Origin of the sequence: Lysinibacillus capsici (genome assembly GCF_003367505.1) — a bacterium.
GTDB classification, from domain to species: Bacteria; Bacillota; Bacilli; order Bacillales_A; family Planococcaceae; genus Lysinibacillus; species Lysinibacillus capsici.
The window spans coordinates 1-25,670 of the sequence record NZ_PXXX01000019.1 but is presented as its reverse complement, the minus strand read 5'-3'; the positions used below and the strand labels follow the sequence as shown (position 1 = coordinate 25,670).

Here is a 25,670-nt window from a genome sequence, read left to right as displayed (position 1 = left end):
TTGGAGTGGCTTTTTTTTTGGAAAAATTAGCATAGAGGAGTCGAGTTAAGATGAGTACAGTAGTAGAAAAAAAGGGATATTTCGGTGAATTTGGTGGAAGCTTTGTTCCAAAGGAGCTTCAAAATGTTTTAAATAGACTAGATGAGAATTTTCAAAAGTATAAAGAGGATGATGATTTTAAGCAAGAATTAGATTACTATTTCCGTGAATATGTCGGTCGTAAATCCCCTCTTTATTTTGCAGAGAATTTAACAAAGCAATTAGGTGGCGCAAAAATCTATTTAAAACGTGAAGACCTTAACCACACAGGCTCCCATAAAATCAATAATGTATTAGGTCAAATTTTACTAGCTAAACGTATGGGAGCAAATCGCGTGATTGCCGAAACAGGGGCAGGTCAACATGGTGTAGCAACAGCTACAGCGTGTGCCATGTTTGGAATGGATTGCACGATTTATATGGGCTTGGAAGATACAAAACGTCAGGCATTGAACGTATTTCGCATGGAACTTCTCGGAGCGAAAGTTGTAGCTGTCGATAAAGGGCAAGGACGCTTAAAGGATGCAGTAGATGAGGCATTCGCTGACTTAGTAGAAAACTATGAAACAACCTTCTATTTATTAGGCTCAGCAGTTGGACCACACCCCTTCCCATCAATGGTTAAACATTTTCAATCAGTGATTAGCCGCGAAAGTCGTGAACAGATTTTAGAAAAGGAAGGAAAGCTGCCGACAGCTGTTCTTGCCTGTGTAGGAGGCGGTAGTAATGCCATTGGGGCATTTGCTGATTATATTGCAGACGAAGATGTTCGTCTTATTGGAATAGAGCCAGACAAAGCTGCTACCTTAAACGAAGGAACACCAGGAGAGCTACACGGCTTCAAATGTTTAGTACTTCAGGACGCAGAAGGCAACCCACTACCTACCTATTCAATAGCAGCTGGTTTAGATTATCCAGGTGCGGGGCCTGAGCATAGCCATTTGAAAACAATCGGTCGTGCTGAGTATGTGACCGTGACAAATGAAGAAGTTTTAGATGCCTTCCAAGTACTTTCTAAGGTTGAAGGTATTATTCCTGCTCTTGAAAGCTCACATGCAGTCGCACATGCTCTAAAATTAGCACCAACTTTATCATCTGAGGAAAGCATTATTATTAATATCTCTGGTCGTGGCGATAAAGACGTTGAACAAGTCTTCCACATGCTAACTAAATAACTCAAAAAAGAGCGACTTCCATTTACGGAAATCGCTCTTTTACCTATACCAATGATTTAGGATAAATTTCTGCTACATTATCTCGCAGCTTCGCTTTCAGGAATTTTCCGACAGATGTCTTTGGAATTTCTTCTAGAAAGACAACTGCATCTGGTACCCACCATTTGGCAAATTGATTTTCTAAAAAAGCAAGAAGCTCTGGTTCAGTTACTGATTGTCCCTCTTTCAATACAACACAAGCTAATGGACGCTCCTGCCATTTAGCATGGGGCATGGCAATGACAGCCGCTTCTAAAACGGCATCATGAGTCATCAGCGCGTTTTCCAAATCAACAGAGGAAATCCATTCCCCACCTGATTTAATAAGATCCTTCGTACGGTCAGTAATTTTAATAAAGCCATCTGCTGTTCGTACAGCAATATCACCAGTATATAACCAACCATCTCGATAGGCATCTGCTGTTCGCTCATCACGATAGTATTCGTTGGAAATCCATGGGCCTTTTAAACGTAATTCCCCCATTGTTTCGCCATCCCAAGGTACCTCACCCGCCTCATTAATAATACTAGATTCGATACCTGCCATTGTCATCCCTTGCATCGCTCGAGCTTCAATACGTTTTTCAATCGGCCAATCTTCCATCCATGACATATAATTAGACAATGCCATGATTGGTGTAGTTTCCGTCATGCCGTAGACAACAATATAAGGAATCCCATATTTTTCTTCAAATGTCCGAATGAGTCGAGTTGGTGAAGCCGATCCACCACAGCATATCGCTCTTAAAGAACTAATATCTCGTTCTTTCTTTTCCTGCTCCTGTAGGGCACCTATCCAAATGGTTGGAACACCAGCAGTTAATGTAACCTTTTCTTGTTCGATTAAATCCATTATTAATGCTGAAGTAAATTGCGGACCTGGTAGAACTTGTGTAGCACCCACATTGACACTAGCAAAAGGCAAGCCCCATGCATTTGCATGAAACATGGGTACAATCGGCATCACGACATCTCTTTCCGCAATTCCCATAGAGTCAGACATACTCAGCATGATACTGTGTAGTACTAAACCCCGATGGGAATAGACAACCCCCTTTGGATTCCCTGTTGTGGCGCTTGTATAGCACATACCGGCAGGTGCTTCTTCATCAATATCCTCTGGAAATTGAAATTCTTCATCAGCAGTAGCTAATATGTCCTCATAGGATAAAACATTTTGTAATGTAGTCTTTGGCAAAGCTGGTTCATCCGTCATAATGATATAGTGTTTCACTGTCTCAAGTTTTGGCGCAATATTTTCAATGATCGGTAATAAATCTACATCGACCATTAAAATCTCATCTTCTGCATGATTAATAATATAGATCAAATGCTCTTCTGATAAACGAATATTTACCATGTGTAAGATTGCCCCTGAGCAAGGCACAGCAAAATAAGCTTCTAAATGTCGATGCTGATTCCACGCAAAGGAGCCGACTTTTGTTCCTCTTGTCATCCCAAGCTTCGTAAGGGCATCTGCTAAACGACGCGTTCTTTTTGCCCACTGCCCATATGTTAAACGATGTATTTTGTGTGGGCTTGTCCGTGAAATAATTGATTTTCTTGCAAAATAGCTCTCTGCTCGTTTAAAAAAACTAGTTAAAACTAATGGTGCTTGCATCATAAAACCCATCATCCCTTCATTTGTGAATTTCCCCTTGTGAAATTATCATAGCACCTATTTAACTGAATACTATTAATATTCCGAATATTATTATATTTTAATTTCATAATTTAATCTATATATTCCAATAATTTTCTTTTATATATAAAAAAACGGATGAAGTCTAGTCTTCACCCGTTGCCTATCTATTATGAAATTGCTTTTTTATGCAGTTTAATTTTCAATTTTTCTAACATATCTACCGTCATTTTAGCTAAATCATATTCTGCTTTGAAGCCCCACTCTTTTTGAGCCGCTTCAATATTTAAAGAGTTTGGCCAGCTATCTGCAATGGCTTGACGAACAGGATCTACCTGATAGCTCATTGTGAAATTTGGTAAGTGTTTCTTGATTTCAGCCGCGATTTGCGAAGGTTCGAAGCTCATGGCTGTAATATTAAAAGCATTGCGATGAACAAGCTTACTACCGTCTGCTTCCATTAAATCTACAATAGCTTGTAAGGCATCTGGCATGTACATCATATCCATAAATGTACCTTCCTGAATATACGATGTATATTTGCCTTGTTCAATGGCTTCATAGAAAATTTCTACTGCATAATCTGTTGTACCACCACCAGGAGGTGTTACATAAGAAATTAGCCCTGGGAAGCGTACTCCGCGTGTATCAACACCAAAACGATTGAAGTAATAATCGCATAATAACTCACCCGCTACCTTATTTACCCCATACATAGTTGTTGGTCTTTGCAAAGTATCCTGTGGTGTATCTTCCTTAGGTGTAGACGGACCAAACGCACCAATCGAGCTTGGCGTGAAAAATTGCATATTTAACTCACGTGAAACTTCTAACGCATTCATTAATCCACCCATATTTAAATTCCAAGCTAACAATGGATTTCTCTCTGCTGTAGCTGATAATAATGCTGCTAAATGCATCATCGTATCTGCACCGAAGTCCTTTGCTAAATCATGCATTCTTTGTCCATCTGTCACGTCCAATATTTCAAATGGGCCCTTAGTATGTTCAAGCTTTCTAATGTCTGTAGCAAGTATATTGTCCTCTCCATAAATACCACGAAGTTTTTCTACTAGCTCAGAACCAATTTGACCAAGTGCTCCAGTAACAATAATCTTTTTCATTTCCCAAAACCTCCACATGTGAACAATTGTACTTTCTGAAAGTACAAAAATACATTAATAAACATTGATTTAATAACACTTTCAATGAAATTCATTATAATGTGTTCGTTTTGAAAATACAACAATTATATTAATAATATTCCTTACAAAGAACATACAATCCCTTATTCACAGTATATGAGAACAAGAAAAATATTGTGCTACAAAAATATACAAAACACATTTGTACATCTCAAAAACACAAATCATTTACACTTTCATAAGCTAGTTTTGTAACCATGCAAAAAAAGAATCTTCTTTGCTATTTTTTGCAAAGAAGACCCTTTTTGAATATTATTCTTTAATATTAAATTATATCGAAAAACGTTTGACAGCTATTTGCAAAACTTTTGATACTTTGCGCAATTCCTTAATATAATTATGGAACTGTTGCTGAGCTGTTAATTGATCAGCTGTTAACGTAGCAACATGCTTAGTAGACACGGCATTCGTATCGGATAAGGCTGTCAGCATACCCGCATCCTCACTTACCTTCTTCGTGTGATTGGCAATCTCTTGAACCGTAGCAGATACTTCCATAATATATGGCTTAATAGTATGTACTTTTTCTAAAATTTGATCAAAACTTGACGCAGTTTGTCCTGTAACAGCTACACCTTTTTCAGTCGCTACTAAAACCCCTTCCATCATTTGTACCGCATAACTCGAATCTAGATGGATGTTCTGTACAATGGATGTAATCGTTTGTGTCGATTGAACAGTTTGCTCTGCAAGCTTACGAACCTCATTAGCCACTACTGCAAAGCCTTTACCATGCTCTCCTGCTCTAGCGGCTTCAATTGAAGCGTTTAAAGCCAGTAAGTTAGTTTGCGCTGTTATTCTTTCTATTACTTCAATCATTTGATCAATCGATGCAGCCCGCTCTACTAAATTAAAGATAGCTGTATTAGATTTTTCAACCGCCTGCTTAATAGCTTGCATTTGTGTTAAATTAGCCTGTACAATTTCAGTTCCACTTTCTGCATCTCTGGCCGTTTTTTGTGCAAAACTTTCTACAACCTGAACCTTTTCTAAAATAACCTGTACATCATTTAAAACCTCCTCTAAGGAAGCAGTATTCGAAGCTAATTTACTAGAAGAAGCAGACGTTGACTCTGAAATAGATTGTACATCCTTCGCTATTTTTAATGTCGTTGTTGATGATTGCTCAGAGGATTTCTGCAATTTCCCTGTCATTTCTTCTACTTCATAAGCACTGTCTGTGACAGTATGGAGTAGTCTTTTCACCTCTGTTACCATTTGATTGTATGACAGAACTACTTCACCAAGCTCATCATGAGCTACATAACTTGCACTGGCAGTGAAATCACCTTGTTCTGCTCGTTTTAATAATGACTTTAGTTGACGGGTTGGCACATTGACTGCCTTCGTTGCAATAAAGCCGATAAGGATAACAAGCAAGACAACCGCTAAGCATACGCCACCTAGTAACCAGTAGCCAAATTGTACATCTTTTTGATAAGCCTGCTGTTGGTCTTTTGCTCGTTGAACCAAATAATTTTGCGTGTCTTCTAATAATGCATGACTCTCCTGACTAATTGGTAAAAATGTTTGCACATAAAACTGATCTAGCTCACCATGGTTCAATTGCTTAAAGTTCTCAATGGCTTCTTCCTGCTTCTTAAGCAATGACTTATACTTCTTAATTTGATGACTCATCTTCTTGTCAATTTCTTGGCTATCTAGATGATCTAAAGGCTGCGCCATGTTTTGTAAAATGGCTGTCATTTCTTTATCGTCACCCTTCGAATCTACTATAAAATCTAATCGACGCTGTGATTCTTCTAGCTCATTTAGCCACCCAATTGGGACCAGTCCCTGTGTGTAACTCTCACTTGCATGCCACGACATTTTCCTTAAATAATCTACACTGAATACACCTAGCAATACATTCGATAATACACAAACAATCATGAGTACAAGTAACTTGTCCTTCACCTTAATGAAACGGAAAAAATGCATGATCCTTGGCTCCTCCTCCAACTCTTACCAATAATGATAGTATAGAGATATAAAGCCAGTGTTATATTTTTGTAAATTTTAATCGAAATATTAAGAATTTATACCCATCATTTAGTTTTATTTAGGTAATTTAACTCGCTAAATTAGCCAGATTATTGCTTCTTATTCATACTATTTTTAGAAAAACATTCGCAACCTTCCATACATTGTAAGCGTTCATACTAGAGAATGGAGGTGTTACATTTGACGCAATTCAAGAAGTTAGATTGGAGTTTAGTAATAAGTCTTCTTTTACTCGGCGCTATTAGTTGCCTTTTTGTCCATTCTAGTAGTGTAAATTTTGAACAGTATGCAAGCTCCTTTATTATCAAACAGTTTTTATTTTATGTCATCGGATTAACCATCATGCTTGGAATATCCTTGCTTGATATTGAACAGTTGAAGAAGATTGGATGGCCATTTTACTTCCTAATAGTTGCTTTAACGGCTGGTCTTATTGTTGCTCCTGAAAGCATTGCTCGAACGATCAATCAGGCAAAATCATGGTATCAAATCCCGTTTTTAGGTTCTCTCCAACCCTCGGAATTTTTAAAGTTTGCTTTTTTAATAGTTGTGAGTAAGGTCATTATTGCTCATCAAGAGAAAAATGTCCGCCCCTCCTATCTAGCAGATTTTTGGTTACTTATAAAAATCGGGCTAATTGTCCTTCCTCCTACGCTACTTGTTTATAGACAACCCGATACAGGTATGGTCATGTTGTATATGGCAATGATTTTACCGATGATTTTCTTTTCAGGTATTCATAGAAAGCTTCTTGTCGTATTTACGGCTGTTCCGCTAGTTATCATCAGTACGCTGGTAGTGCTCTATGTCAGATTTAATGAATTTTTTACAGAGAAGGTTTTAGGTGCTCTATCAGGACATCAGATTTCTAGAATTTATGGATGGCTTCAGCCTTATGAATATACAGATTCTTCTTTTCAAGTACGCCAAGGCTTTATGGCTATCGGGTCAGGAGAATTTGTGGGCAAGGGCTATCTACATAACAATGTCTATGTACCAGAAAAACATACCGATTTTATATTCTCTGCTATTGCAGAAGAGCTAGGTTTTATTGGAGGAGCATTTGTAATCGCGCTACTTTTTTTTGTTATCTATCGTATTGTCGTTATTACGGTAGTAGCGCGAGACCCCTTTATGACTTTAATGGGGGCAGGTATTTCAAGCTTACTAGCCTTTCAAATTACTCAAAATATCGGCATGACCATTGGGCTTTTACCTGTCACAGGTGTCACCCTACCCTTTTTAAGCTATGGTGGAAGTTCGTTATTATCCAATTTTATGCTTATCGGAATCGTCATGATCATTCATCATTCATATAAGGGGTATATGTTTAAAGTAGGAGACTGACAAAATGCAAGTAGAGACATGTATATGCTATTCTCTACTTGCTAAGTTAAGGGGGATTAATTCGTTAAAAACTTCTTCATACTTGCATTATATTGATCGATAAATAGCTTTGCCTCATTATATGGTAATCTTAAAGCAGCTAAAGCGGCACCACCTACCGGTAAGCTATAAGCACCCACGAAGTCATACTGATTACTATTCTTTTTATCAATAGCGATTAATTTTTTAGTAAATAGCTCCAATTCATTAAAAACGCCACCAGCTAGCACTACTTTGACTTGCTTATGTGCAAACGGGTTTTTTTTGTAACAAGCGTCTATACTTTGATAAAAAACATGGCACACTTGATCAATAATTGTATTGGCTTCTCCATCACCACGTTTAGCGCATTCAATTGCAACCTTACTTAAAGGTGATATGGTATCCCGCGGATGTCCTTCGCCATATACCACTTCAATTATCTGCGGAACGGATTGTAATCGAAAATATTCTAATACCGCTGCTGTTAGAAGCGTTTCAGGACCTCTTTTGTCGAATGCTTTAAATACCGCTTTTAATGTGCGAATGCCAATATCATAGCCACTGCCCTCATCATCAAAAATATAACCCCATCCTGCTGTACGCTCAATTCTTCCAGATGCATCTATACTGAGTGTAATCGCACCCGTACCAGAAATTTGTACAATGCCTGGCTGCCCCAAGGTTCCCGCATACAGCGCGTTCATTCCATCATTCGATAGTGATAGTTGACAGTCTTTCGGTAAAAGCGAGGTTAATAATGCATAGGTAATTTTCTCATTATTATTTTCTGTTACACCAGACAGGCCAGCATGGCACTTTGTAATGTGTTGAAATTCGTGAGGCTGTTGTCTTTTTAAATTATTTATTAATTCTGTTATCGTCTCTGTAAAATGCTCGAAGCTCATGGATGTGGGATTACTTTTGCCTGTTTCTGCTAGCGCCATAATTTGCCCATGACATGTTGAGATTGTTGCAATCGTTTTCGTTCCACCGCCATCTATTGCCAAAACATGCAAGTGCCTTCACCTCTATACAATTTTAATTGTAGATACAATTTCTCCTACCTCTACCCCTGCATCATTACGCACAAATGCAGGAGACAATGCTTTAATACGCTCAATTGTTTCTTGATTTGTATACTGCATTTGTTCCAATACAGAAGCAATTACATTGGGCCACGGACTTTCGGAGCCATTCATAATTTTCAAGGCAAAACTTACTCCTTCATTTCTTAGAGCAAAACAGTATACACCCTGTGCTCCGCCCTTCGCCACAATATTAGGGTCCTTTAATAATGCTGTACAAATAAAGTTTTGCGCTGCAATGATATGACTCTCTTGATTCATTACTGCTGTAAGTTTTATTACTGCTTCACGAATTAGTTCATCATCAATCAATTCTGGTCGTGCTAACTTTAAATAGGCAATGGCCATGTTTTTTAGCGGAATCGCAAAGACAGGCGCACCACAGCCATCAATCCCTGTACGAATTCTCTCTATCTCATATTCACTTAAATAGGCAATATATTTTTTTATCATCTGTTGCAGTGGATGTTCTGGATGACAATATTGCTTGACATCATAGCCATTTGCTAAACATGCAGTTAAAAATCCTAAATGCTTGCCCGCGCAATTATGAAAGAGTTTCCTCTTTTCAAATCCCTGTTGAATATACTGTGTTTTAGGTTCCTCATTTAGTGGAAAGGATGCTGCACAAATTAAATCACTTTCATTAATAGGGAGTTTTTCCAGCAAAGAGACTAATGCCTCTTGATGATAAATTTCACCTCTTTGCGAAGCCAGAAATAATGCACTTTCATTTGAAGTAATTCCGTATTTTTCTATAAAATCAGTCATAAAAATGGGAATGGCTTGAAATGGTTTTGCTGCAGAACGAAAATACACAGGCTCATAGTCTTGACCTACAGAGACGAATTCTTCCTTCGTTAGATTCACAGCACTCATTTGTCCATAATGCACATTTTCCATTAATCCTGAACGATACTCCTTTAAAAATTCTGAGTAAGCCACGAATCAACCAACCTTTCTTTAAACAGACAGCAACTGCTTTTGTGCTTGTAATGCCGCTCCTTTAACAACCCCTTCTTTTAATTGATTGGAAAACTGCAAATCAAAGTAGGGTTGTAATTCCTTCCATATATACTGTTTACACTTTTCACTAAGTAGTTTTTGAAATGTCACATTGTGCTCAATAATTTCTCCACTGACGATGACAGCCTCTGGTTCGTATAAACAAACTAGATTATTGATGGCTATAGCTAGAAAAGTAGCTACATCTTGTTGAATATCGATCGCCCATTGCTCACCTTGATCAACACACTGCAAAATCTCTTCTATTGATTGAATATTAAGATTTTTAGGCGTTCTTTTTAACAGCGTAACTTCAGAAACATACATCGATAAGCATCCTCTTTTACCACAGTGACACATTTCACCAAAGGGATTAATCGTTATATGACTTATTTCTCCAGCTTTATTTTGAATGCCACGATACACTTCTCCATTTAATAATATGGATGCTCCTATTCCCGTTCCAATTCCGACTAAAATACAATTTGAATACAGTGGCGTATAGATATCACCAATTTCAGCAATGATTTGCATTTTTAATTCATTATCTACGATGACTTCACAACCAAAAACACCATTTAAATCTTCTCTTATATGGCAGTTTTCCCACTTCAATTGCTCAGAGGAAACGATAATTCCTTCCTCGTTATTGATTACTCCTGGAATTCCTATCCCAATGCCTAGTAATTTATCCTGAGCAATCTGATATTCTGTCATGATATTTTCTATAGATCGTTTAAGTAGATATATAGCTTCTTCGTATTGATGCTTGATGCTACATTTGACTTCCTGAAAGGCAATAAGCTTCCCTAAGAAATCTAGTATACCTATTCGAATAGTAAAACAGTCAATTTCTATCCCAATCGTATATAAAGCATCTTCTCGCATATGAATTAACGTAGGACGTCTACCAATGGCTGTTTCTTCCGATACCCCTTCAAGAATAAAGCCTTCCGCTTCTAGCTCCTGCACAATACGAGTAATAGTCGTAGGGCTCATTTTTGTATATTTTGATAATTGAATTCTTGAAATTGGCGCCATCTGCCTTATTGCGTCAAGCACAATATATTTATTTTGTCTTCGCATTTGTACTTGATCTTGCTTTTTCAAATTAGATTCAACCCCTATTTAAACTTTTCTATGAATTGTACAGCTTCTTTGATGTCTTTTTCGGGATTTGATCTCACTTCTCGTTCAATAGTTAAATAGCCATTGTATCCGATTTCTTGTAAAGCTGAAAAATAAAGCTCGAAATTGACATCTCCATGACCTAATGGAAGTTCTCTGAAAAACTCTCCATTTTCCACCATTTCTTCTATTTTATCATGAGATGTTCCAGAATCGTATCCTAAGTACCCGTACACATCTTTAGGATTCGTTGACTGCAGTTGAATACCATCCTTTACATGTGTATGTACAATATATTTCTTTAATAGTTTGACTCCAGCTACAGGATCATCTTTTGTTACCATCACCATATTGGCTGGATCAAAATTAACCGATACACCGTTCGTTGATAGCTTATCTAAAAACTCTTTTAATGTTTTACTCGTTTCTGGCCCTGTTTCAATCGCAAAATAAGCATCTAATGATGTAGCATATTGTCCTAATTCTTCACAAGCTTCCAGCATTGTTTGATAGATTGGGTCATTTTCATCTTCAGGAATAATACCGATATGGGTTGTAACAATGGATGTTCCTAGGTCCTTGGCTAATTGCAGTATTTCTTTTGATTTTTTTATTTTTCTGGCATTTTCTGCTTTATCTTGGAAGCCATGTCCTCCTAAATCTCCACATAAGGCGGAGATTTCTAGACCTAACCCTAAAATATACGCCTTCAATTCTGCTCTTTGTTCAGCATTTAGGTTATCGGGGTCCAGCTCACCTGAAACGGCATACATTTGTACCCCCTGTGCCCCAACTTCTTTCGCCTTTAACAAACCTTCACGAATAGGTATACGAAAGCTGTCTACTATCACACCGATTTTATTATCCAATTTCACCATTTTAATAAACAACCTCCTTTCCTTCAGTTGCAGAAATATAAATACCTTCTAAGATTTTCATAATTTCTACCCCATCCTCCACAGGTGCAACTGAATCATAATGATGAAGGCAACAATCAACAAATGAATTAATTTCATTTTGAAAGGCAGTTGCAAAATCAAAAGTTAGATCGTTAATTTGAGGATGAATATTTAAAATCGTATTATGCTCTTCACTTACAATTTTTAATTCAGGCTCTAGCTCTGCTCCACCGTTCGTGCCATATAGCTTAATACTTATTTCATCTTTTAAAGCATGTAGTGTATAGGAAACGTCTACCATTAGCGATGCTCCATTCTCAAATGTAATGAGGGCATTTGCTAAGTCTTCTACTGTGTTTTTCGTTGCATCATAGTCTGCAGCCTTGTAGAAGGATAAATTTTCTATATGATTTCGATTTCCTAATTGATTGTAAGTATGACCTGTTATACGTTTCACCTTTGGTCTACCCATTAAGTACCAGCATATATCAATTACATGTACCCCTAGATCAATTAAAGGTCCGCCGCCAGACTTATCAATTTCGGCAAACCAGCCTCCTGGATTCCCTAATCTTCTTAGGCAGGAAGCTTTGGCATAATAAATATCGCCCAATTTGTTATCGTCGATGAAGCTTTTCAGTACTTTGGTATTTGTTGCAAATCGTCTTACATAGCCCACTTGAAATACTTTCTGATGCTTTTCTGCAACCTTTTGGATATTTAGAGCCTCTGCATAAGTCATAGATAGCGGCTTTTCTATTAGAACATGTAAGTCATTTTCCAAAGCAAAAATCGCCAATTCTGCATGCGTATTATTCCATGTACAAATACTGACAGCATCCACATTTTTATCTGCGAATAGCTCTTCTTTTGAAGAAAAAACATGTGTTGCTCCAAATTGGGCTGCTTTTGCTTTGCCTCGTTCAATGGAAGCATCATACACGCCATATAATTCAACGTATGGATTATTCGTATAGGAACCTAAGTGAAAATCTGAAATAGAACCTGTGCCAATGACACAAACTTTTAATTTATCCATGTGCTTTCCCCCTTTAGAGCTTGCATTCATTCCATAAACGACGTACATTATCCATCCCTATTTTTGAACCAACTTGGCAATCTTCCATCCCTTCAAACTCAATAGTAAGATAGCCATCATATCCACTGCCTTTTACGAGTTTAATAATTTCTCGAATATTTATATCACCATGCCCGACAATAGCACCTCTGATGTAGTTGTTATGAACTGTACGGAACCACTCGCCCTCACCTGGATTTTCATAATAAGGACGAATATAAAAATCTTTGAAATGCACTGTAGCAGCATAAGGAATGTTTTTCATAACACCAATGAGAGGCTCTTCATCAATACATAAAAAATTACCGATATCTAAAGTTGTTTTAAAGTTGTCTCTGTTTACCGCATGAATTAATTGTTGTACACGATCACTTGTTTGAACATTAAAGCCATGATTTTCAATCGTTGTCGTAATATTAAATTGTTTCGCGTAATCTGCAATTAACTGACAGCCTCTAACCATTTCTTCAAAATGCTCGTTGTAATAATGAATGGATGTTTGCTCCTTTGGTAAGGTAAAGAGAGTAACGTCATGGCGCATAATGTGAATACCCATATGATGTACTACATCAATATGTTTCTTTAAACGTTCAACTTCTTCTAAAAAAGCTTCCTCCGTATCATGAATAAAGTTAGCTGGTAACGAATAGGCGGATAACTCTAATCCTAGCTCTGCTGCTTTATCTTTAATTTCAGTTGCAAGTTCATAGTTATCTACAACCGTAAATTCATAGGGCACTAATTCTACATGCTGACCACCGTTGTCTGCTACCCATTGTAAAACATCTAGAACATCCATCTCTCCCTGTCTCATTTTTTTAACCATGCTGTATGTGCTTAACCCTATTTTCATTTATAAACATCCTCTCCATTAGTTAACAAAGTGACATGCAACACTTTGCTCTTCGTTAATTTTCCTCATTTCTGGTATAGCTTGCTTACATATATCTGATGCAAAGGGGCACCTTGTGTGGAAGGTACAACCACTCGGCGGATTTTTAGGATTTGGAATATCACCAGTTAAAACGATCTTCTTTTTTCGTAATGTTGGGTCTGCAATCGGTACGGAAGCAATGAGCGCTTGTGTATAGGGATGCTTTGGTTCATTAAATATGGTTTCTTTACGCCCAATTTCTACAATGGATCCTAAATACATAACCCCAATATAATGGCTAATATGTTCTACAACACTTAAATCGTGAGAAATAAAGAGATAAGATATTTTATATTCTTGCTGCAATTGCTTTAATAGATTCAATATTTGTGATTGTATAGATACATCCAACGCAGACACAGGCTCATCAGCAATAATTAATTTTGGCTTTGTTATTAAAGCACGGGCAATACCCAAACGCTGTCTTTGTCCACCACTGAACTCATGTGCATAGCGATCAGCATGTTCAGCATTTAATCCAACGACTTCCAGCATTTCAAGCACTAGTTTTTCACGCTCTACTTTCGAAAGTTTTGTATGAATTTCTAAAGGCTCTCCAACAAGCTCCTTGACCTTCATTCTTGGATTCAATGAGGCATATGGGTCTTGAAAAATCATTTGAACAGTTTGCCTTAAGTGCCTTAATTCAGATGGCTTTGCAGTAGCTACTTCTTTCCCATCCACAACGATACTTCCATTCGTTGGTGCTATTAATCTAGTAATTAATCTGCCCGTAGTAGATTTCCCACAACCACTTTCCCCAACTAAACTAAATGTCGTACCTTCTTCTATTTCAAAGGAGACATCTATAACTGCGTTAACATATTGCTTTTTTTGAAATAACCCTCCGGCTATTTGAAAGCTCTTTTTTAAATTCTCCACTTTTAATATACTATTAGGCATTTACTTCCACATCCTTTTTCACATATAGCCAGCAGCTACATTGGCGTGTAGCCGAAATTTTTACTGTCGGTGGACTCTCCTGATGGCATATAGACATCGCTTGATTACAACGTGGAGCAAATTTACAACCATTCGGCATATTTTGTGGGGATGGTACTTGACCATTGATAGAATCTAATACTTCTTTGTTATCACCAATTTTCGGTACAGATGCAATTAAACCTTTTGTATAGGGATGCTTGGGGCTAGCAAATAATTCAAAGACATCTGCTTCCTCTACAACCTGCCCTGCATACATGACCACTACCCTATCGCACATTTCCGCCACAACACCTAAATCATGTGTAATTAATAAAATAGCTGTCTCATTTTCTTCCTTTAGCTTTTTCATTAGCTCTAAAATTTGAGCTTGTATCGTGACATCAAGCGCAGTGGTTGGTTCGTCGGCAATAAGTAAATTAGGGTGGCAGGCCATAGCCATTGCAATCATTACCCGTTGGCGCATTCCTCCTGAGAGCTGATGTGGATATTCATAAATGATTTCCTCAGCTCTTCCTATGCCCACGCTTTTTAACATTTGGATTGCATGATGCTTACTTTCGTTTTTCGGCAGCTTCAAATGCATCTCAATTGCTTCCATTAACTGCTTGCCTATTTTTAAGACAGGATTTAAAGAAGTCATGGGCTCTTGAAAAATCATGGCCATTTGCTTGCCACGAATCTTCCGAATTTCTGATTCGGACATTTTCGTCAAGTCATGTCCATTAAAATGTATAGTGCCATTGACGATTTTGCCTGTAGTACCGTGAAATAATTGCATGATGGATAACGATGTTAAGCTTTTTCCACTGCCCGATTCTCCCACTAAGCCTACTATCTCTCCTTTACGGATGGAAAAATTGACACCTCTTAAAATTTTGATTTCCTTATTATCACGCGTAAAGGACGTTTCTAAGTCACTTACTCGCAATACATGTTCTGGCATAGGCATTCTCCTTAATTATTTTTTATTTTTGGATCTAACACATCTCGTAATCCATCACCTATTAAGTTAAATGCTAGTACGGTTAAAAATATGGCAATACCTGGCATGATGACTACATGCGAAGATGTCCCTAAATAGTCGCGCCCACTACTTAGCATTACTCCCCACTCAGGCATTTCAGGGCTTGCACCTAAGCCTAAAAAACTTAAACCAGAAGCTGCTAAAATGGCTGTCCCTATACGCATTGTGACAAAAATGATTAACTCACTAATTGTTTCAGGGAAAATATGTTTCCACAGCACTCTAACATGCGATGCTCCCATAGATTGTGCTGCTTCTACATAGACATTCTCCTTCGCATTCAATGTAGCACCTCTGACTAAACGAGCAAAAGATGGCACACTAAAGATCATCACAGCAATGATGACATTATTAATACCAGGGCCCAATAAGGCTACAATGGCAATCGCTAATAATAAATCAGGGAATGAAAACAAAACATCACAGCTACGCATGATGATTTTGTCAACCCACCCACCGAAGTAACCGCTAATTAAACCTAAAATAGTTCCTAGTATTAAGCCTAAAAATACGGCACTGAAACTCACCATTAAGGATATTTTTGCGCCTACTATTAAACGACTAAAAATATCTCGACCATACTCGTCCGTTCCTGCCAAATGACTTGCACTTGGTCCCTCTAATAAAGCATTATAATTCGGTTCAAAAGGATCGTAAGGTGCGATATAAGGGCCAATAATAGCGATTACAATTAACAATCCTATAAAGATACTTGCTACCAAAGCAGCCTTTTGTTTTTTAAAAGACTTCCAAAATTCTTTAAGAGGAGAGTATTTTCTTTGTGTATTTTGCACTTGGCTATTTTGCACAGTAGTTGGTGAAGTCATTTTGTTCCCTCCCTTAAGAATTTAATTGGATTTTTGGATTTAACACGGTATAAAGCACATCAACTATTAAATTGACTAAAATAAATTCAAATGCAAATAACAGCAGTGCAGACTGAATGACGGGATAATCTCGAAAGGCAATCGAATCAATTAAAAGTCGTCCCATTCCTGGAAAACTAAAGACTGTCTCCACTACCACCGATCCTCCTAAGAGAAATCCGAATTGCAGACCTGCTACTGTTACCACAGAAATCAAGGAATTTCTTAAAGCATGGGTCACAATAACGGAGTGTTCTTTCAATCCTTTTGCTCTCCCTGTTCTTATAAAATCAGCTTGTAACGTTTCAAGCATGGAAGAACGAGTAAATCGCGCAATCATTGACATAATGCCAGCCCCTAAAGTCAAGGAGGGCAAAATATAACTTGAAAAGCCATCTAATCCACCCGTCGGAAATAACCCTAGCTGCACTGAAAATAATTGAATTAATAATAAGCCCAACCAAAATCCTGGAATTGAGATGCCAGAAACAGCCGTTACCATACCAAAATAATCAGGCCATTTGTTTTTATTGATGGCAGAAAAAACACCAATCACCAAACCCATTAATGTAGCCCAAAACATGGAAAGGAAAGTAAGATGAAGAGAAGGCATAAACCTTGTTTTAAACATATCTATGACAGGTAGTCCTGTTGTTAAAGATGTTCCAAGCTCACCCGTCACAAGATTTTTCATATAATCCATGTATTGTTTAAGAATGGGTTTATCTAAACCTAACTCATGGCGTACATTTTCAACATCTTCTAGCGTGGCATCCTTACCAGCTACTAATCTTGCAGGGTCACCTGGTATGAAATGAATAAATAAGAATGTTAATATAGAAATGACAATTAATATCGGTATCATTTCAACAGTTCTTCTTGCTATATACTTCCACATGTGGCCTTCCTCCTTTCTATTTTTATGGAAAAGGAATTGACGAGCATCAATTCCTTTTACTGTTCATTACTCCACTTTGGCATTCTTCACATCAAGCCCACCTGTAGGGTTTACTAGCACACCGCTCACATTTGAACGTACACCATATACAACTTCATCTACCCCTAAGAAAATCCATGGTGTATCTTGATAAACGATTTCCTGTAATTTTTCATATAATTCAGCTTGGCGATCAACATCTGAAATGGAGTTAGCTTCATCCATTAATTGATCTGCCTCCGTGTTATGATAGTAAGCTGTATTTGCACCATTCGGTGGGAATGATACGCTATGGAAAAGAGGCTTTGTTGCATTCGTTATATCCGAAGCATACGCTGACCAACTCACATACCACATTTGTAATTTCGCATCATCTGGTGTTTGTGCTCCATAGATTTCGTCTGATAAAGTTCCTTCTTCCATCGATTTAATTTCTACTTTTACACCGATTTGACCTAACTGTTGTTGAATAAACTGCATACCCTTCATCGTATCCGAGTTTGTGTTCCCCCAGATTTCAATATCGAAGCCATCTGGATAGCCTGCCTCAGCCAATAATTCTTTTGCCTTTTCAATATTGTGTTCATACATTTTTTGCTGCTTATAATAAACGGTTTTGGAAGGAATAATAGAGTCTAATGGTAAACCAAGCCCTGCATTCACCACTTTTAAATAAGCATCCTTGTCCACGGCGTAGTTAAAGGCTTGTCGAACTTTAATATCATCCAAAGGTTTTTTATAGGTATTTAATGAAACGTAATGTGCAATTGTAGAAGGAACCTTATTTACCTCTACATCTTTACTATTAGAAAGCTCATCAATATTTTGTGCTGGTACTGGATAGATAACCTGAGCATCGCCCGCTTTTAGCATCGCTACGCGCGAGCCGTTTTCTGGCACTGGTTTATAGGTGATTTTAGCAACACGTTCTCCACCATCCCAATAGCCATCAAAGTTTTCAATTGTTAAATGGTCTCCTTGTACCCATTCAACAAATTTATATGGTCCTGTACCAACAGGTTTTTTAGGTATGTCTGCTGAATTTTCTTTAATCATTTTTGGACTAATCATTTTGGCAACTCCGAAACGTGTAATCATTGGTCCATATGGTTCTTTTAAAGTAACTTTAATTTCATAGTCGCCTAGGATTTCAACATCGCTGATTAAGCTAAAACCACGAGAATATAAACGTAAGCTTTCATCATTCATGATTCGTTCAATGTTGACCTTTACAGCTTCAGCATTAAACTGCTCCCCGTCATGGAAAGTAACCCCTTCTTTAAGTTTGAATGTATAGACTAGCGCGTCTTCACTAATTGAATAGTCATCTGCTAGAACCTTAATAATTTGACCATCTGCATTAAAGCCTAACAATCCTTCTAGCATTGTCTCCTGTACAGAACTCGAATTCGTATCCCCTGTGTTATGTGGATCCATTGAAATAAAGTTTTCATTTACAGCGATAACAAGTTCATTTTTTGAACTAGCTGTACCTGAATCTGTAGTAGACTTGTCCCCAGTATTTGATGCGTTAGAATTGTCTTTCTCTGCGCATGCTGCTAAAAGCAACGTACATAGAATTACAAAAACCAATTTTTTAACATAATTCATCTCATCTACTCCCTTTGTAAAAATCTATAAGAATATTTCTTAAAACTTAAATTAAGAAATATAATTACCAAAAAATATTTATTTTCTCCACTGATGAAAATAAGTAGGCAAAAAATAAACTATATTTTCTTACGATTAGACAATTCAATTCAGGAAAAATTGCTCCCTCAACTATCACAATTGCTTTTAATCAGAAAGTATAGTTCAAAATACAAGGTGTATTTATTCCACTGCTGAAAATAAATGATTAAAAAAATATTCCCTCTCAGGACATTTTTATTATCAGAAAATTAATTATTTTTTAACAACTATAAACTATGAAATCTATTATTTCCACTATTTTTTAAATAAATTTCAGAATTTTATAATTATTTTTATAGAACTATAATAATTATCCCTAGAATTTTTGTTGCCTCAAAGGCCAATAATAAAAGTTCTAAAAGCCCTTATTACATGGCTTTTAGAACCTACATGAATAGTTGCTATAGCGTATTTATACTATTCACAACCACATTTAGTATGCGGTCAAGATCTTCTTGTGCAATATTAAGTGGTGGTGATAACGTTAAGACATTATTAAACCCTGCTACAGTAGCTCCATTTTTCCCAATGATGACCCCTTGCCCTTTACATGCTGCAATGACAGCATTCACTTTCTCCACAGGTAAAGGTTCTTTCGAAACTTTATCTACCACTAATTCAATTCCAATCAATAAGCCTTTGCCTCGTACATCTCCTACATTTGGGTGAGGCTGTAATTCTTGTTGCAGTGTTTTTAGTGTTGCTGCACCAAATTCCTTGGAACGGTCAAATAAAGCCTCTTGCTCAAGAATCTCAATATTTTTTAATGCGACTGCACATGCCACCGGTGAGCCACCGAATGTATTTACATGGCGGAAATAGCCGTATGCATCTGATCCAGTAAACGCCTCATATATTTCACGCTTTACCGCTGTAGCTGATAATGGTAAATAGGCACTTGTAATTCCTTTGGCCATTGTAATAATATCAGGCTTTACACCATAATTCATAAATCCAAATGGCTTCCCTGTACGACCAAAGCCACAAATAACCTCATCCACAATCATTAAAGCGCCGTGTTTTTTGCATACTTCTTCAATACCTTTTAAATAGTTTTCTGGAGGCATAATGACACCCCCACCTGTAATAATAGGCTCTAAGATCATTGCTGCAATTGTATCGCTCAGCTCCCAGGTCATCGTTTTGTCTACGGCCTTTACACTCGCTAAATCTAATGGCGCAATAGTCTCACTTTCATGCTCACGATATTGATCAGGTGGTGCAACATGGATAAAGCCAGGTGATAGAGGCTCATATTTATATTTACGCTCCGCCTGCCCTGTTGCCGCTAATGCACCGAAGGAATTCCCATGATAAGCACGGTAGCGAGAGACGATTTTATAGCGCGAGTTTTGTCCTTTTTGCTGATGGTATTGTCGAGCTATTTTAAAAGCTGTTTCATTCGCTTCTGAACCACTGTTAGAGAAGAAAATAACATAATCTCCACCAAGCATTTCATTAAGTTTTTCGGCTAGTTCCACGGCTGGTAAATGTCCCTGAGATAAAGGTGCATAAGCATTTTTCATCATTTGTTCATGGGCTGCATCCGCTAATTCTTTACGACCATAGCCAACATTGACACACCATAGCCCAGCCATCGCATCAATATATTCCACACCATCTGTATCAGTAATTCTTGCACCATCAGATTTCTCTACTACATACGTGGCTTGTGGATTATAGGGTTTCATCGAATGCCATACATATTGCTCATCCTTTGCTAATACATCACTTTTAAGATTGATCTGCGTCATCGTCAAACACCCCTCATTATTATTTTAGTTTTTCGCATCGTTATTACTTGGGAAAGCAAAGGAGCTTGCTGTATCCTCTGTCTCATCGGGCCAACGTTCAGAAATCGTTTTTGCCTTTGTAAAGAACCTCGCCTGATCTGGACCAAACATATGCCCTTCACCAAACTTAGAACGTTTCCACCCACTAAAGTTATGATAGCCAACTGGGATTGGGATTGGCACATTTACCCCTACCATACCCACCTCTATTTCCTCTTGGAATTTACGCGCTGCCGCACCACTGCTTGTAAACATTGTGACACCATTGCCAAGCTCATGATCATTTATTAAATCAATAGCCTCTTGTAGTGAATCAACCCCTACTACAATACGTGCTGGACCAAAGACCTCCTCTTTGAAGATCGTCATTTCTGGTGTGACATGATTAAGTAATGTAGGACCAAGATAAAAACCATTTGACGATTCACATACTTTTGGATTTCTTCCGTCGATGACAAGATTCGCTCCTTCACTGACTGCCCCATCGATATAACGTATAATCGTTTCCTTTGATTGTTTAGTGATAACAGGACCAAAATCGACGTCTTGCTCTGTATAAGGCCCTACCTTTAGTTCGGAAATTTTATTTTTCAATATTTCCGTAAATCGTTGCTCCGTATCCTTCCCTACAACGAGTGCACCAGAAATAGCCATGCAACGCTGAGATGCTGCGCCATATGCTGCTCCTAAAAAGGCATTTGCTGTCTGTTCTAAATTGGCATCAGGCATAACAATCATAAAGTTCTTTCCACCACCAAATGCAGCGACTCGTTTATTGTGCTTTGTCCCAGTTTGATAGATATATTCAGCAACAGGCGTTGAGCCAACAAATGAAATTGCTTGAATCTCTTTATTTTCTAATAGTTCATCGACTGCCTCTTTATCTCCATTAACCACTGTCCAAATACCGTCTGGTAGACCTGCCTCTTTCCATAATTGGCACAAATATAATGCTGAAATAGGTACACGTTCAGATGGCTTTAGAATAACTGCATTTCCTACCGCAACAGCCATACTTGTAATAGCCAGTGGTACCATAACAGGGAAATTAAATGGTGCAATGGTTGCTACTACACCAAGAGGCGATTTGGCAGAAAAAGCATTAATATTTCCACCTACATTGACGGAATACTCTCCTTTTAGCAATTGGGGGGCACTGATCGCCATATCCACAGATTCAATACCACGAACAATTTCACCTTTCGCATCTTCCTTAGTTTTTCCACTTTCTTGGCAAATCACATTGATAAGTTCTTCCTGTCTTTCTACTAACAGCTGACGGAAACGATGTAGCACTTCTACCCGCTTCCCAATTGATGTTTTTTTCCATGCTGGAAAGGCTTCCTTAGCTAACTGAATAGCATGCTTTACCTCGGCTCTTGAAGCAAGGGGTACTCTTGCAATAACCTCACCTGTTGACGGATTATATACTTCAGAGAATCTGTTACTTGTACCTGCTACCTCTTCTCCTTTGATAAAATGTGTTAGCGTTTTCATTTCTTGTTGAACTGTCATAATTGACCACTCCTTTTTTTCGTCTTATTGTTCAAAATCAAACTTGTCTTTTGTGAAAAGGGAACTTGATTCATCGGCTTGTTTGATCACCTTTTTCTTTTGAGTCAGCATATAGAAAATCATCACAATGGCCACAATAACGCATGTAAATAAAATTTGTGAGCGCATAGACTCTATAAAGAACATCGCAATGAGTAATGCTGTTGTTGCTACTATTGTTAAATATGTTAAATATGGAAATAGCCACATTTTCACCTTTAATAGCTCTGGATTTTCTTGCTCAATCTTCCGTCGCATTCTTAACTGTGAAAAGGCAATGATTAAATAAAGAATCAACGTAATAGCACTACAAGAACTTAATAAAAACATAAATACTTTATCTGGCGACACATAGTTCATAATGACCGCAATATATGAGAAAAATGTTGCGGCAAGTATGGCATTAACAGGTGCACCATTTTTATTTAATTTTAAAAATGCCTTTGGTGCTTCTCCTTTTTCCGCTAAAGAAAATACCATTCTTGATGTAGCATATAGTGCTGAATTTAGGCATGATAATACAGCAGTTAAAACAACAAAATTCATAATTTGTGCGGCTGCAGGAATACCAATATAATCAAGTACCGCTACATAAGGACTTGTTAAAATATCTGAGGAATGCCAAGGCAATAGCGTCACTACAACTGCAATAGAGCCTACATAGAAAATTAAAATACGCCAAGTAATAGAATTGGTAGCTTTTGTGACAGCGGCTAACGGTTCATCCGATTCACCAGCAGCAATCGCAACGATTTCTGTCCCCATAAATGAAAAAATAACGATAACGACACCCATTAGAACAGCGCCAAAACCATTTGGTAAAAAACCACCCTGTTCAACTAAATTGGTCATACCAACAGCATTAAAGTTTGGAGCAATACCAAAGATAATAAAAGCACCAAGACCTAGAAAAACGACTATACTTGCAACCTTAATAAGAGAGAACCAATACTCAAACTCACCAAAAGCTTTGACAGAAAGAACATTTGTTAATGTAAGTGCTACAGTTAATAACAGACTTAAAAGCCATAAAGGAATCCCATCGTACCAATATTGAATAATGGCAGCTGCTGCTGTTGCCTCTAAAGCAATAGCAATCACCCAGAAAAACCAGTACAACCATCCAATCATAAAACCTGCCCACGGACCAATGGCTTCATGTGCATAGTGAGCAAACGATCCACTCGTTGGATTGACTGCCGCCATCTCACCTAGCATACGCATAACTAATACAACGATAATTCCTGCAAATATATACGATAAAATTGCCCCTGGACCAGCTAGGTTAATGACCGAGCCACTCCCCATAAATAGTCCAGCACCGATTACACCGGCAATCGCAATCATCGTCATATGCCGCTTCTTTAATCCTCTTTGTAAATGCGTTTGTTGCCCCATATCTGTCACCTCTTTTAGTAGATTGCTTGATCGCTTACAAAAATCTTACATCTTTCATAACGTTGAAGTAATAGACAAACTGTAAAATTCTATACTTTTGTTTTATACATAATGTAAAATAGACTAAATATTCTTAAAATAATTTTTAAACGATTTTATGAGTAAATTTTTAGCGCCAAGCAGAAATTATTGAATTCCAACCACAGACACGCATGTCAAAAGGAGGGGCAAAAATGAGCCCATTTCAACTAAAAGTACTAGACGTTTTACAGAATAAATATTTTCAAAATGCAGAGGTAGTTGCAGGTCATGAGGGATTAACAAGGAGCGTTAAATGGGCACATGTACTAGAAATCATACATGTTGATAATTTTTTAGTTGGTGAAGAGTTAGTATTAACTACAGGGCTTAGTCTCCAACATAGTATTGAGGACTTTGTATCCTTTATAGAAGCCATCATTCAAAAAAATTGTGCAGCACTTTGTATTGAATATGGCACCTCTATTCAAGCAGTACCTGAAGCGATTTTAACACTTGCCAACCGCCACCAGTTTCCTATTATTGTTTTTCATGAAGCAGTTCCTTTTGTTCGTATTACACAGGATTTACATAGTCAAATTATCAATCAGCAATATCTATTGATTTCTTCACTAGAAGCTTACTCACAAACATTGAACAAAAATGCAGTATTGGGACAAAACACGGACGATATTTTACAAAATATGTATAATGAATTGAAAATACAAATTATGTTTTCCATTAAGGGAAGAGAACCTGTCTTTTTCCCGAATATGGCTCATAAAAAGCGGCAGCAATTCCTAACATTGAATACATCGTCTCAGCAATTTAAACATGAGCCTATTTTTCTATTTGATCAACATTATGCCGATTTATCAATTTATCGAGAAGATGGGCTTTTCTCCGAATTTGAATTATTAATATTAGATCGCACGGCAACAGCGTTCGCACAGCTTTTAATGCGAGAGTTCTATATTGAGGAAAAAAAGAATATTGAGGATGCTTCGATTTTAGCTGATTGGATTGATCAAAAACTATCTAAGGAGGAAATCTATAAATTTATCGTTACACATTATACTAACTATATACAATCCAGTGGCACTGTCTTTATTTTGGCTTCTCCTAATACGTTGACAAAGGCACAGGAGGATGTAGTCTATAGTAAGCTTTATTATCGTAATCTCTTTGAGCAACATGGCTTTATTCCATTTTTATTTGAAAGAAAAAGCTATGTTATTTTTATTTTACTGCATACAAAAGATAGTAAAGCCATTCGTGATATGTTAAACAACATGTTTTCCTCTTTGGTCAAAACTGAATTTTATAAAAAGCAGCAGGCACAAGGTTATCAGATAGCTATTGGGAAGGTCGTTTGTGATGTGGATGAAATTCCTAAAAGCTATCAAACTGCACTGGAAACCTTATATATTTGTCGAAAAGTACAAACGTCCTCGTTCTTTTATGATGATCTGCATTTATATCATTTAATCTATAAATTACAAATGCAGGTGGATTTACAGGAAGTGATTTACGACTATTTACAGCCCGTTATTGAATACGATGAAAAATATAATAGTAAGCTTCTCGAAACATTGCAAGTGTATTTACAAACAAATGGCTCTAAACAGCAAACAGCGAATCAATTGTTTATTGTTCGTCAAACACTCTATCACCGCTTAAAAAAGCTTGAAAGTTTACTTGGTAAAAATTTTATGAACGGGCATAACCGCATTACACTTGAATTTATGCTACTAGCCAATTCATTAATCGAGGATAAGAGCTAGAAAAAAGTTGGCACGCTTAAAAAGGTTAACTCCCCTCCTAAACTGTACCCTATAAGAT

General features: G+C 37.4%; 20 protein-coding genes. 3 read left to right on the top strand and 17 right to left on the bottom strand.

Annotated features, from left to right (window positions below; all coding sequences use genetic code 11):
- Nucleotides 1-50: 50 nt before the first annotated feature.
- Nucleotides 51-1,214, top strand: coding sequence for a tryptophan synthase subunit beta (trpB, locus tag C7B89_RS17410; protein WP_048393416.1), 1,164 nt, complete (start codon nt 51-53; stop codon nt 1,212-1,214).
- 43 nt (nt 1,215-1,257) lie between these two features.
- Here the strand turns inward: trpB and C7B89_RS17405 are convergent, their stop codons facing one another.
- The 3 genes from C7B89_RS17405 to C7B89_RS17395 form a co-directional block, all read right to left on the bottom strand.
- Nucleotides 1,258-2,877 (bottom strand): long-chain fatty acid--CoA ligase, encoded by a 1,620-nt coding sequence (locus tag C7B89_RS17405; protein WP_115674278.1) that lies wholly within the window; start codon nt 2,875-2,877, stop codon nt 1,258-1,260.
- 188 nt (nt 2,878-3,065) lie between these two features.
- The gene (locus tag C7B89_RS17400; protein WP_004225462.1) at nt 3,066-4,019 is read right to left on the bottom strand and encodes an L-threonine 3-dehydrogenase; all 954 of its coding nucleotides are present in this window, start codon (nt 4,017-4,019) and stop codon (nt 3,066-3,068) included.
- 351 nt (nt 4,020-4,370) lie between these two features.
- On the bottom strand, nt 4,371-6,041 hold the full coding sequence (locus C7B89_RS17395) for a methyl-accepting chemotaxis protein (RefSeq protein WP_112117299.1): 1,671 nt from the start codon (nt 6,039-6,041) through the stop codon (nt 4,371-4,373).
- 243 nt (nt 6,042-6,284) lie between these two features.
- Here C7B89_RS17395 and C7B89_RS17390 point away from each other — a divergent pair, with 243 nt between their 5' ends.
- A complete protein-coding gene (locus C7B89_RS17390) occupies nt 6,285-7,451 on the top strand; it encodes an FtsW/RodA/SpoVE family cell cycle protein (RefSeq protein WP_053075715.1) in 1,167 nt (388 codons plus the stop codon).
- A 56-nt stretch (nt 7,452-7,507) separates the two neighbouring features.
- On the opposite strand, the gene C7B89_RS17385 is transcribed toward C7B89_RS17390, so the two are convergent.
- The 14 genes from C7B89_RS17385 to C7B89_RS17320 form a co-directional block, all read right to left on the bottom strand.
- On the bottom strand, nt 7,508-8,488 hold the full coding sequence (locus C7B89_RS17385) for an N-acetylglucosamine kinase (protein WP_048393411.1): 981 nt from the start codon (nt 8,486-8,488) through the stop codon (nt 7,508-7,510).
- Between the two features lie 12 nt (nt 8,489-8,500).
- Nucleotides 8,501-9,502, bottom strand: coding sequence for an asparaginase (locus C7B89_RS17380; protein ID WP_048393409.1), 1,002 nt, complete (start codon nt 9,500-9,502; stop codon nt 8,501-8,503).
- Between the two features lie 18 nt (nt 9,503-9,520).
- Nucleotides 9,521-10,672, bottom strand: coding sequence for an ROK family transcriptional regulator (locus tag C7B89_RS17375; protein WP_048393408.1), 1,152 nt, complete (start codon nt 10,670-10,672; stop codon nt 9,521-9,523).
- 14 nt (nt 10,673-10,686) lie between these two features.
- Entirely contained in the window at nt 10,687-11,568 is an 882-nt protein-coding gene (locus C7B89_RS17370) for a sugar phosphate isomerase/epimerase family protein (protein ID WP_048393406.1), read from the bottom strand.
- Between the two features lies 1 nt (nt 11,569).
- The gene (locus C7B89_RS17365; RefSeq protein ID WP_048393404.1) at nt 11,570-12,628 is read right to left on the bottom strand and encodes a Gfo/Idh/MocA family protein; all 1,059 of its coding nucleotides are present in this window, start codon (nt 12,626-12,628) and stop codon (nt 11,570-11,572) included.
- Nucleotides 12,629-12,641: 13 nt separating this feature from the next.
- Nucleotides 12,642-13,520: a sugar phosphate isomerase/epimerase family protein gene (locus tag C7B89_RS17360; protein WP_048393402.1), complete on the bottom strand. Its 879-nt coding sequence runs from the start codon at nt 13,518-13,520 to the stop codon at nt 12,642-12,644.
- Nucleotides 13,521-13,538: 18 nt separating this feature from the next.
- Nucleotides 13,539-14,504, bottom strand: coding sequence for an ABC transporter ATP-binding protein (locus C7B89_RS17355; protein ID WP_048393399.1), 966 nt, complete (start codon nt 14,502-14,504; stop codon nt 13,539-13,541).
- A complete protein-coding gene (locus C7B89_RS17350; RefSeq protein ID WP_048393397.1) occupies nt 14,497-15,489 on the bottom strand; it encodes an ABC transporter ATP-binding protein in 993 nt (330 codons plus the stop codon). Before C7B89_RS17350 ends, C7B89_RS17355 begins: the two co-directional genes overlap by 8 nt.
- 11 nt (nt 15,490-15,500) lie before the next feature.
- Nucleotides 15,501-16,397, bottom strand: coding sequence for an ABC transporter permease (locus tag C7B89_RS17345; RefSeq protein WP_048393395.1), 897 nt, complete (start codon nt 16,395-16,397; stop codon nt 15,501-15,503).
- A gap of 13 nt (nt 16,398-16,410) precedes the next feature.
- Nucleotides 16,411-17,334, bottom strand: coding sequence for an ABC transporter permease (locus tag C7B89_RS17340; RefSeq protein WP_048393392.1), 924 nt, complete (start codon nt 17,332-17,334; stop codon nt 16,411-16,413).
- A gap of 66 nt (nt 17,335-17,400) precedes the next feature.
- On the bottom strand, nt 17,401-18,984 hold the full coding sequence (locus C7B89_RS17335) for a glutathione ABC transporter substrate-binding protein (RefSeq protein ID WP_103117391.1): 1,584 nt from the start codon (nt 18,982-18,984) through the stop codon (nt 17,401-17,403).
- 482 nt (nt 18,985-19,466) lie between these two features.
- The gene (locus C7B89_RS17330) at nt 19,467-20,819 is read right to left on the bottom strand and encodes an aspartate aminotransferase family protein (protein ID WP_115674180.1); all 1,353 of its coding nucleotides are present in this window, start codon (nt 20,817-20,819) and stop codon (nt 19,467-19,469) included.
- A 24-nt stretch (nt 20,820-20,843) separates the two neighbouring features.
- Nucleotides 20,844-22,373 carry a CoA-acylating methylmalonate-semialdehyde dehydrogenase gene (locus tag C7B89_RS17325; RefSeq protein WP_115674179.1) on the bottom strand — a complete coding sequence of 510 codons (1,530 nt, stop codon included), beginning with the start codon at nt 22,371-22,373 and terminating at the stop codon, nt 20,844-20,846.
- Between the two features lie 24 nt (nt 22,374-22,397).
- Entirely contained in the window at nt 22,398-23,810 is a 1,413-nt protein-coding gene (locus tag C7B89_RS17320; RefSeq protein ID WP_048393384.1) for an amino acid permease, read from the bottom strand.
- A gap of 233 nt (nt 23,811-24,043) precedes the next feature.
- Between C7B89_RS17320 and C7B89_RS17315 the strand changes: the two genes are divergently transcribed.
- On the top strand, nt 24,044-25,612 hold the full coding sequence (locus tag C7B89_RS17315) for a PucR family transcriptional regulator (protein WP_115674178.1): 1,569 nt from the start codon (nt 24,044-24,046) through the stop codon (nt 25,610-25,612).
- Nucleotides 25,613-25,670: the final 58 nt, after the last annotated feature.

What these genes read in the sequence shown, in the direction of transcription:
- trpB (WP_048393416.1), top strand. Translation starts at nt 51, where the DNA reads ATGAGTACAGTAGTAGAAAAAAAGGGATATTTCGGTGAATTTGGTGGA.
- C7B89_RS17405 (WP_115674278.1), bottom strand. Translation starts at nt 2,877, where the DNA reads ATGATGCAAGCACCATTAGTTTTAACTAGTTTTTTTAAACGAGCAGAG.
- C7B89_RS17400 (WP_004225462.1), bottom strand. Translation starts at nt 4,019, where the DNA reads ATGAAAAAGATTATTGTTACTGGAGCACTTGGTCAAATTGGTTCTGAG.
- C7B89_RS17395 (WP_112117299.1), bottom strand. Translation starts at nt 6,041, where the DNA reads ATGCATTTTTTCCGTTTCATTAAGGTGAAGGACAAGTTACTTGTACTC.
- C7B89_RS17370 (WP_048393406.1), bottom strand. Translation starts at nt 11,568, where the DNA reads ATGGTGAAATTGGATAATAAAATCGGTGTGATAGTAGACAGCTTTCGT.
- C7B89_RS17365 (WP_048393404.1), bottom strand. Translation starts at nt 12,628, where the DNA reads ATGGATAAATTAAAAGTTTGTGTCATTGGCACAGGTTCTATTTCAGAT.
- C7B89_RS17360 (WP_048393402.1), bottom strand. Translation starts at nt 13,520, where the DNA reads ATGAAAATAGGGTTAAGCACATACAGCATGGTTAAAAAAATGAGACAG.
- C7B89_RS17355 (WP_048393399.1), bottom strand. Translation starts at nt 14,504, where the DNA reads ATGCCTAATAGTATATTAAAAGTGGAGAATTTAAAAAAGAGCTTTCAA.
- C7B89_RS17350 (WP_048393397.1), bottom strand. Translation starts at nt 15,489, where the DNA reads ATGCCAGAACATGTATTGCGAGTAAGTGACTTAGAAACGTCCTTTACG.
- C7B89_RS17345 (WP_048393395.1), bottom strand. Translation starts at nt 16,397, where the DNA reads ATGACTTCACCAACTACTGTGCAAAATAGCCAAGTGCAAAATACACAA.
- C7B89_RS17340 (WP_048393392.1), bottom strand. Translation starts at nt 17,334, where the DNA reads ATGTGGAAGTATATAGCAAGAAGAACTGTTGAAATGATACCGATATTA.
- C7B89_RS17335 (WP_103117391.1), bottom strand. Translation starts at nt 18,984, where the DNA reads ATGAATTATGTTAAAAAATTGGTTTTTGTAATTCTATGTACGTTGCTT.
- C7B89_RS17330 (WP_115674180.1), bottom strand. Translation starts at nt 20,819, where the DNA reads ATGACGCAGATCAATCTTAAAAGTGATGTATTAGCAAAGGATGAGCAA.
- C7B89_RS17325 (WP_115674179.1), bottom strand. Translation starts at nt 22,373, where the DNA reads ATGACAGTTCAACAAGAAATGAAAACGCTAACACATTTTATCAAAGGA.
- C7B89_RS17320 (WP_048393384.1), bottom strand. Translation starts at nt 23,810, where the DNA reads ATGGGGCAACAAACGCATTTACAAAGAGGATTAAAGAAGCGGCATATG.
- C7B89_RS17315 (WP_115674178.1), top strand. Translation starts at nt 24,044, where the DNA reads ATGAGCCCATTTCAACTAAAAGTACTAGACGTTTTACAGAATAAATAT.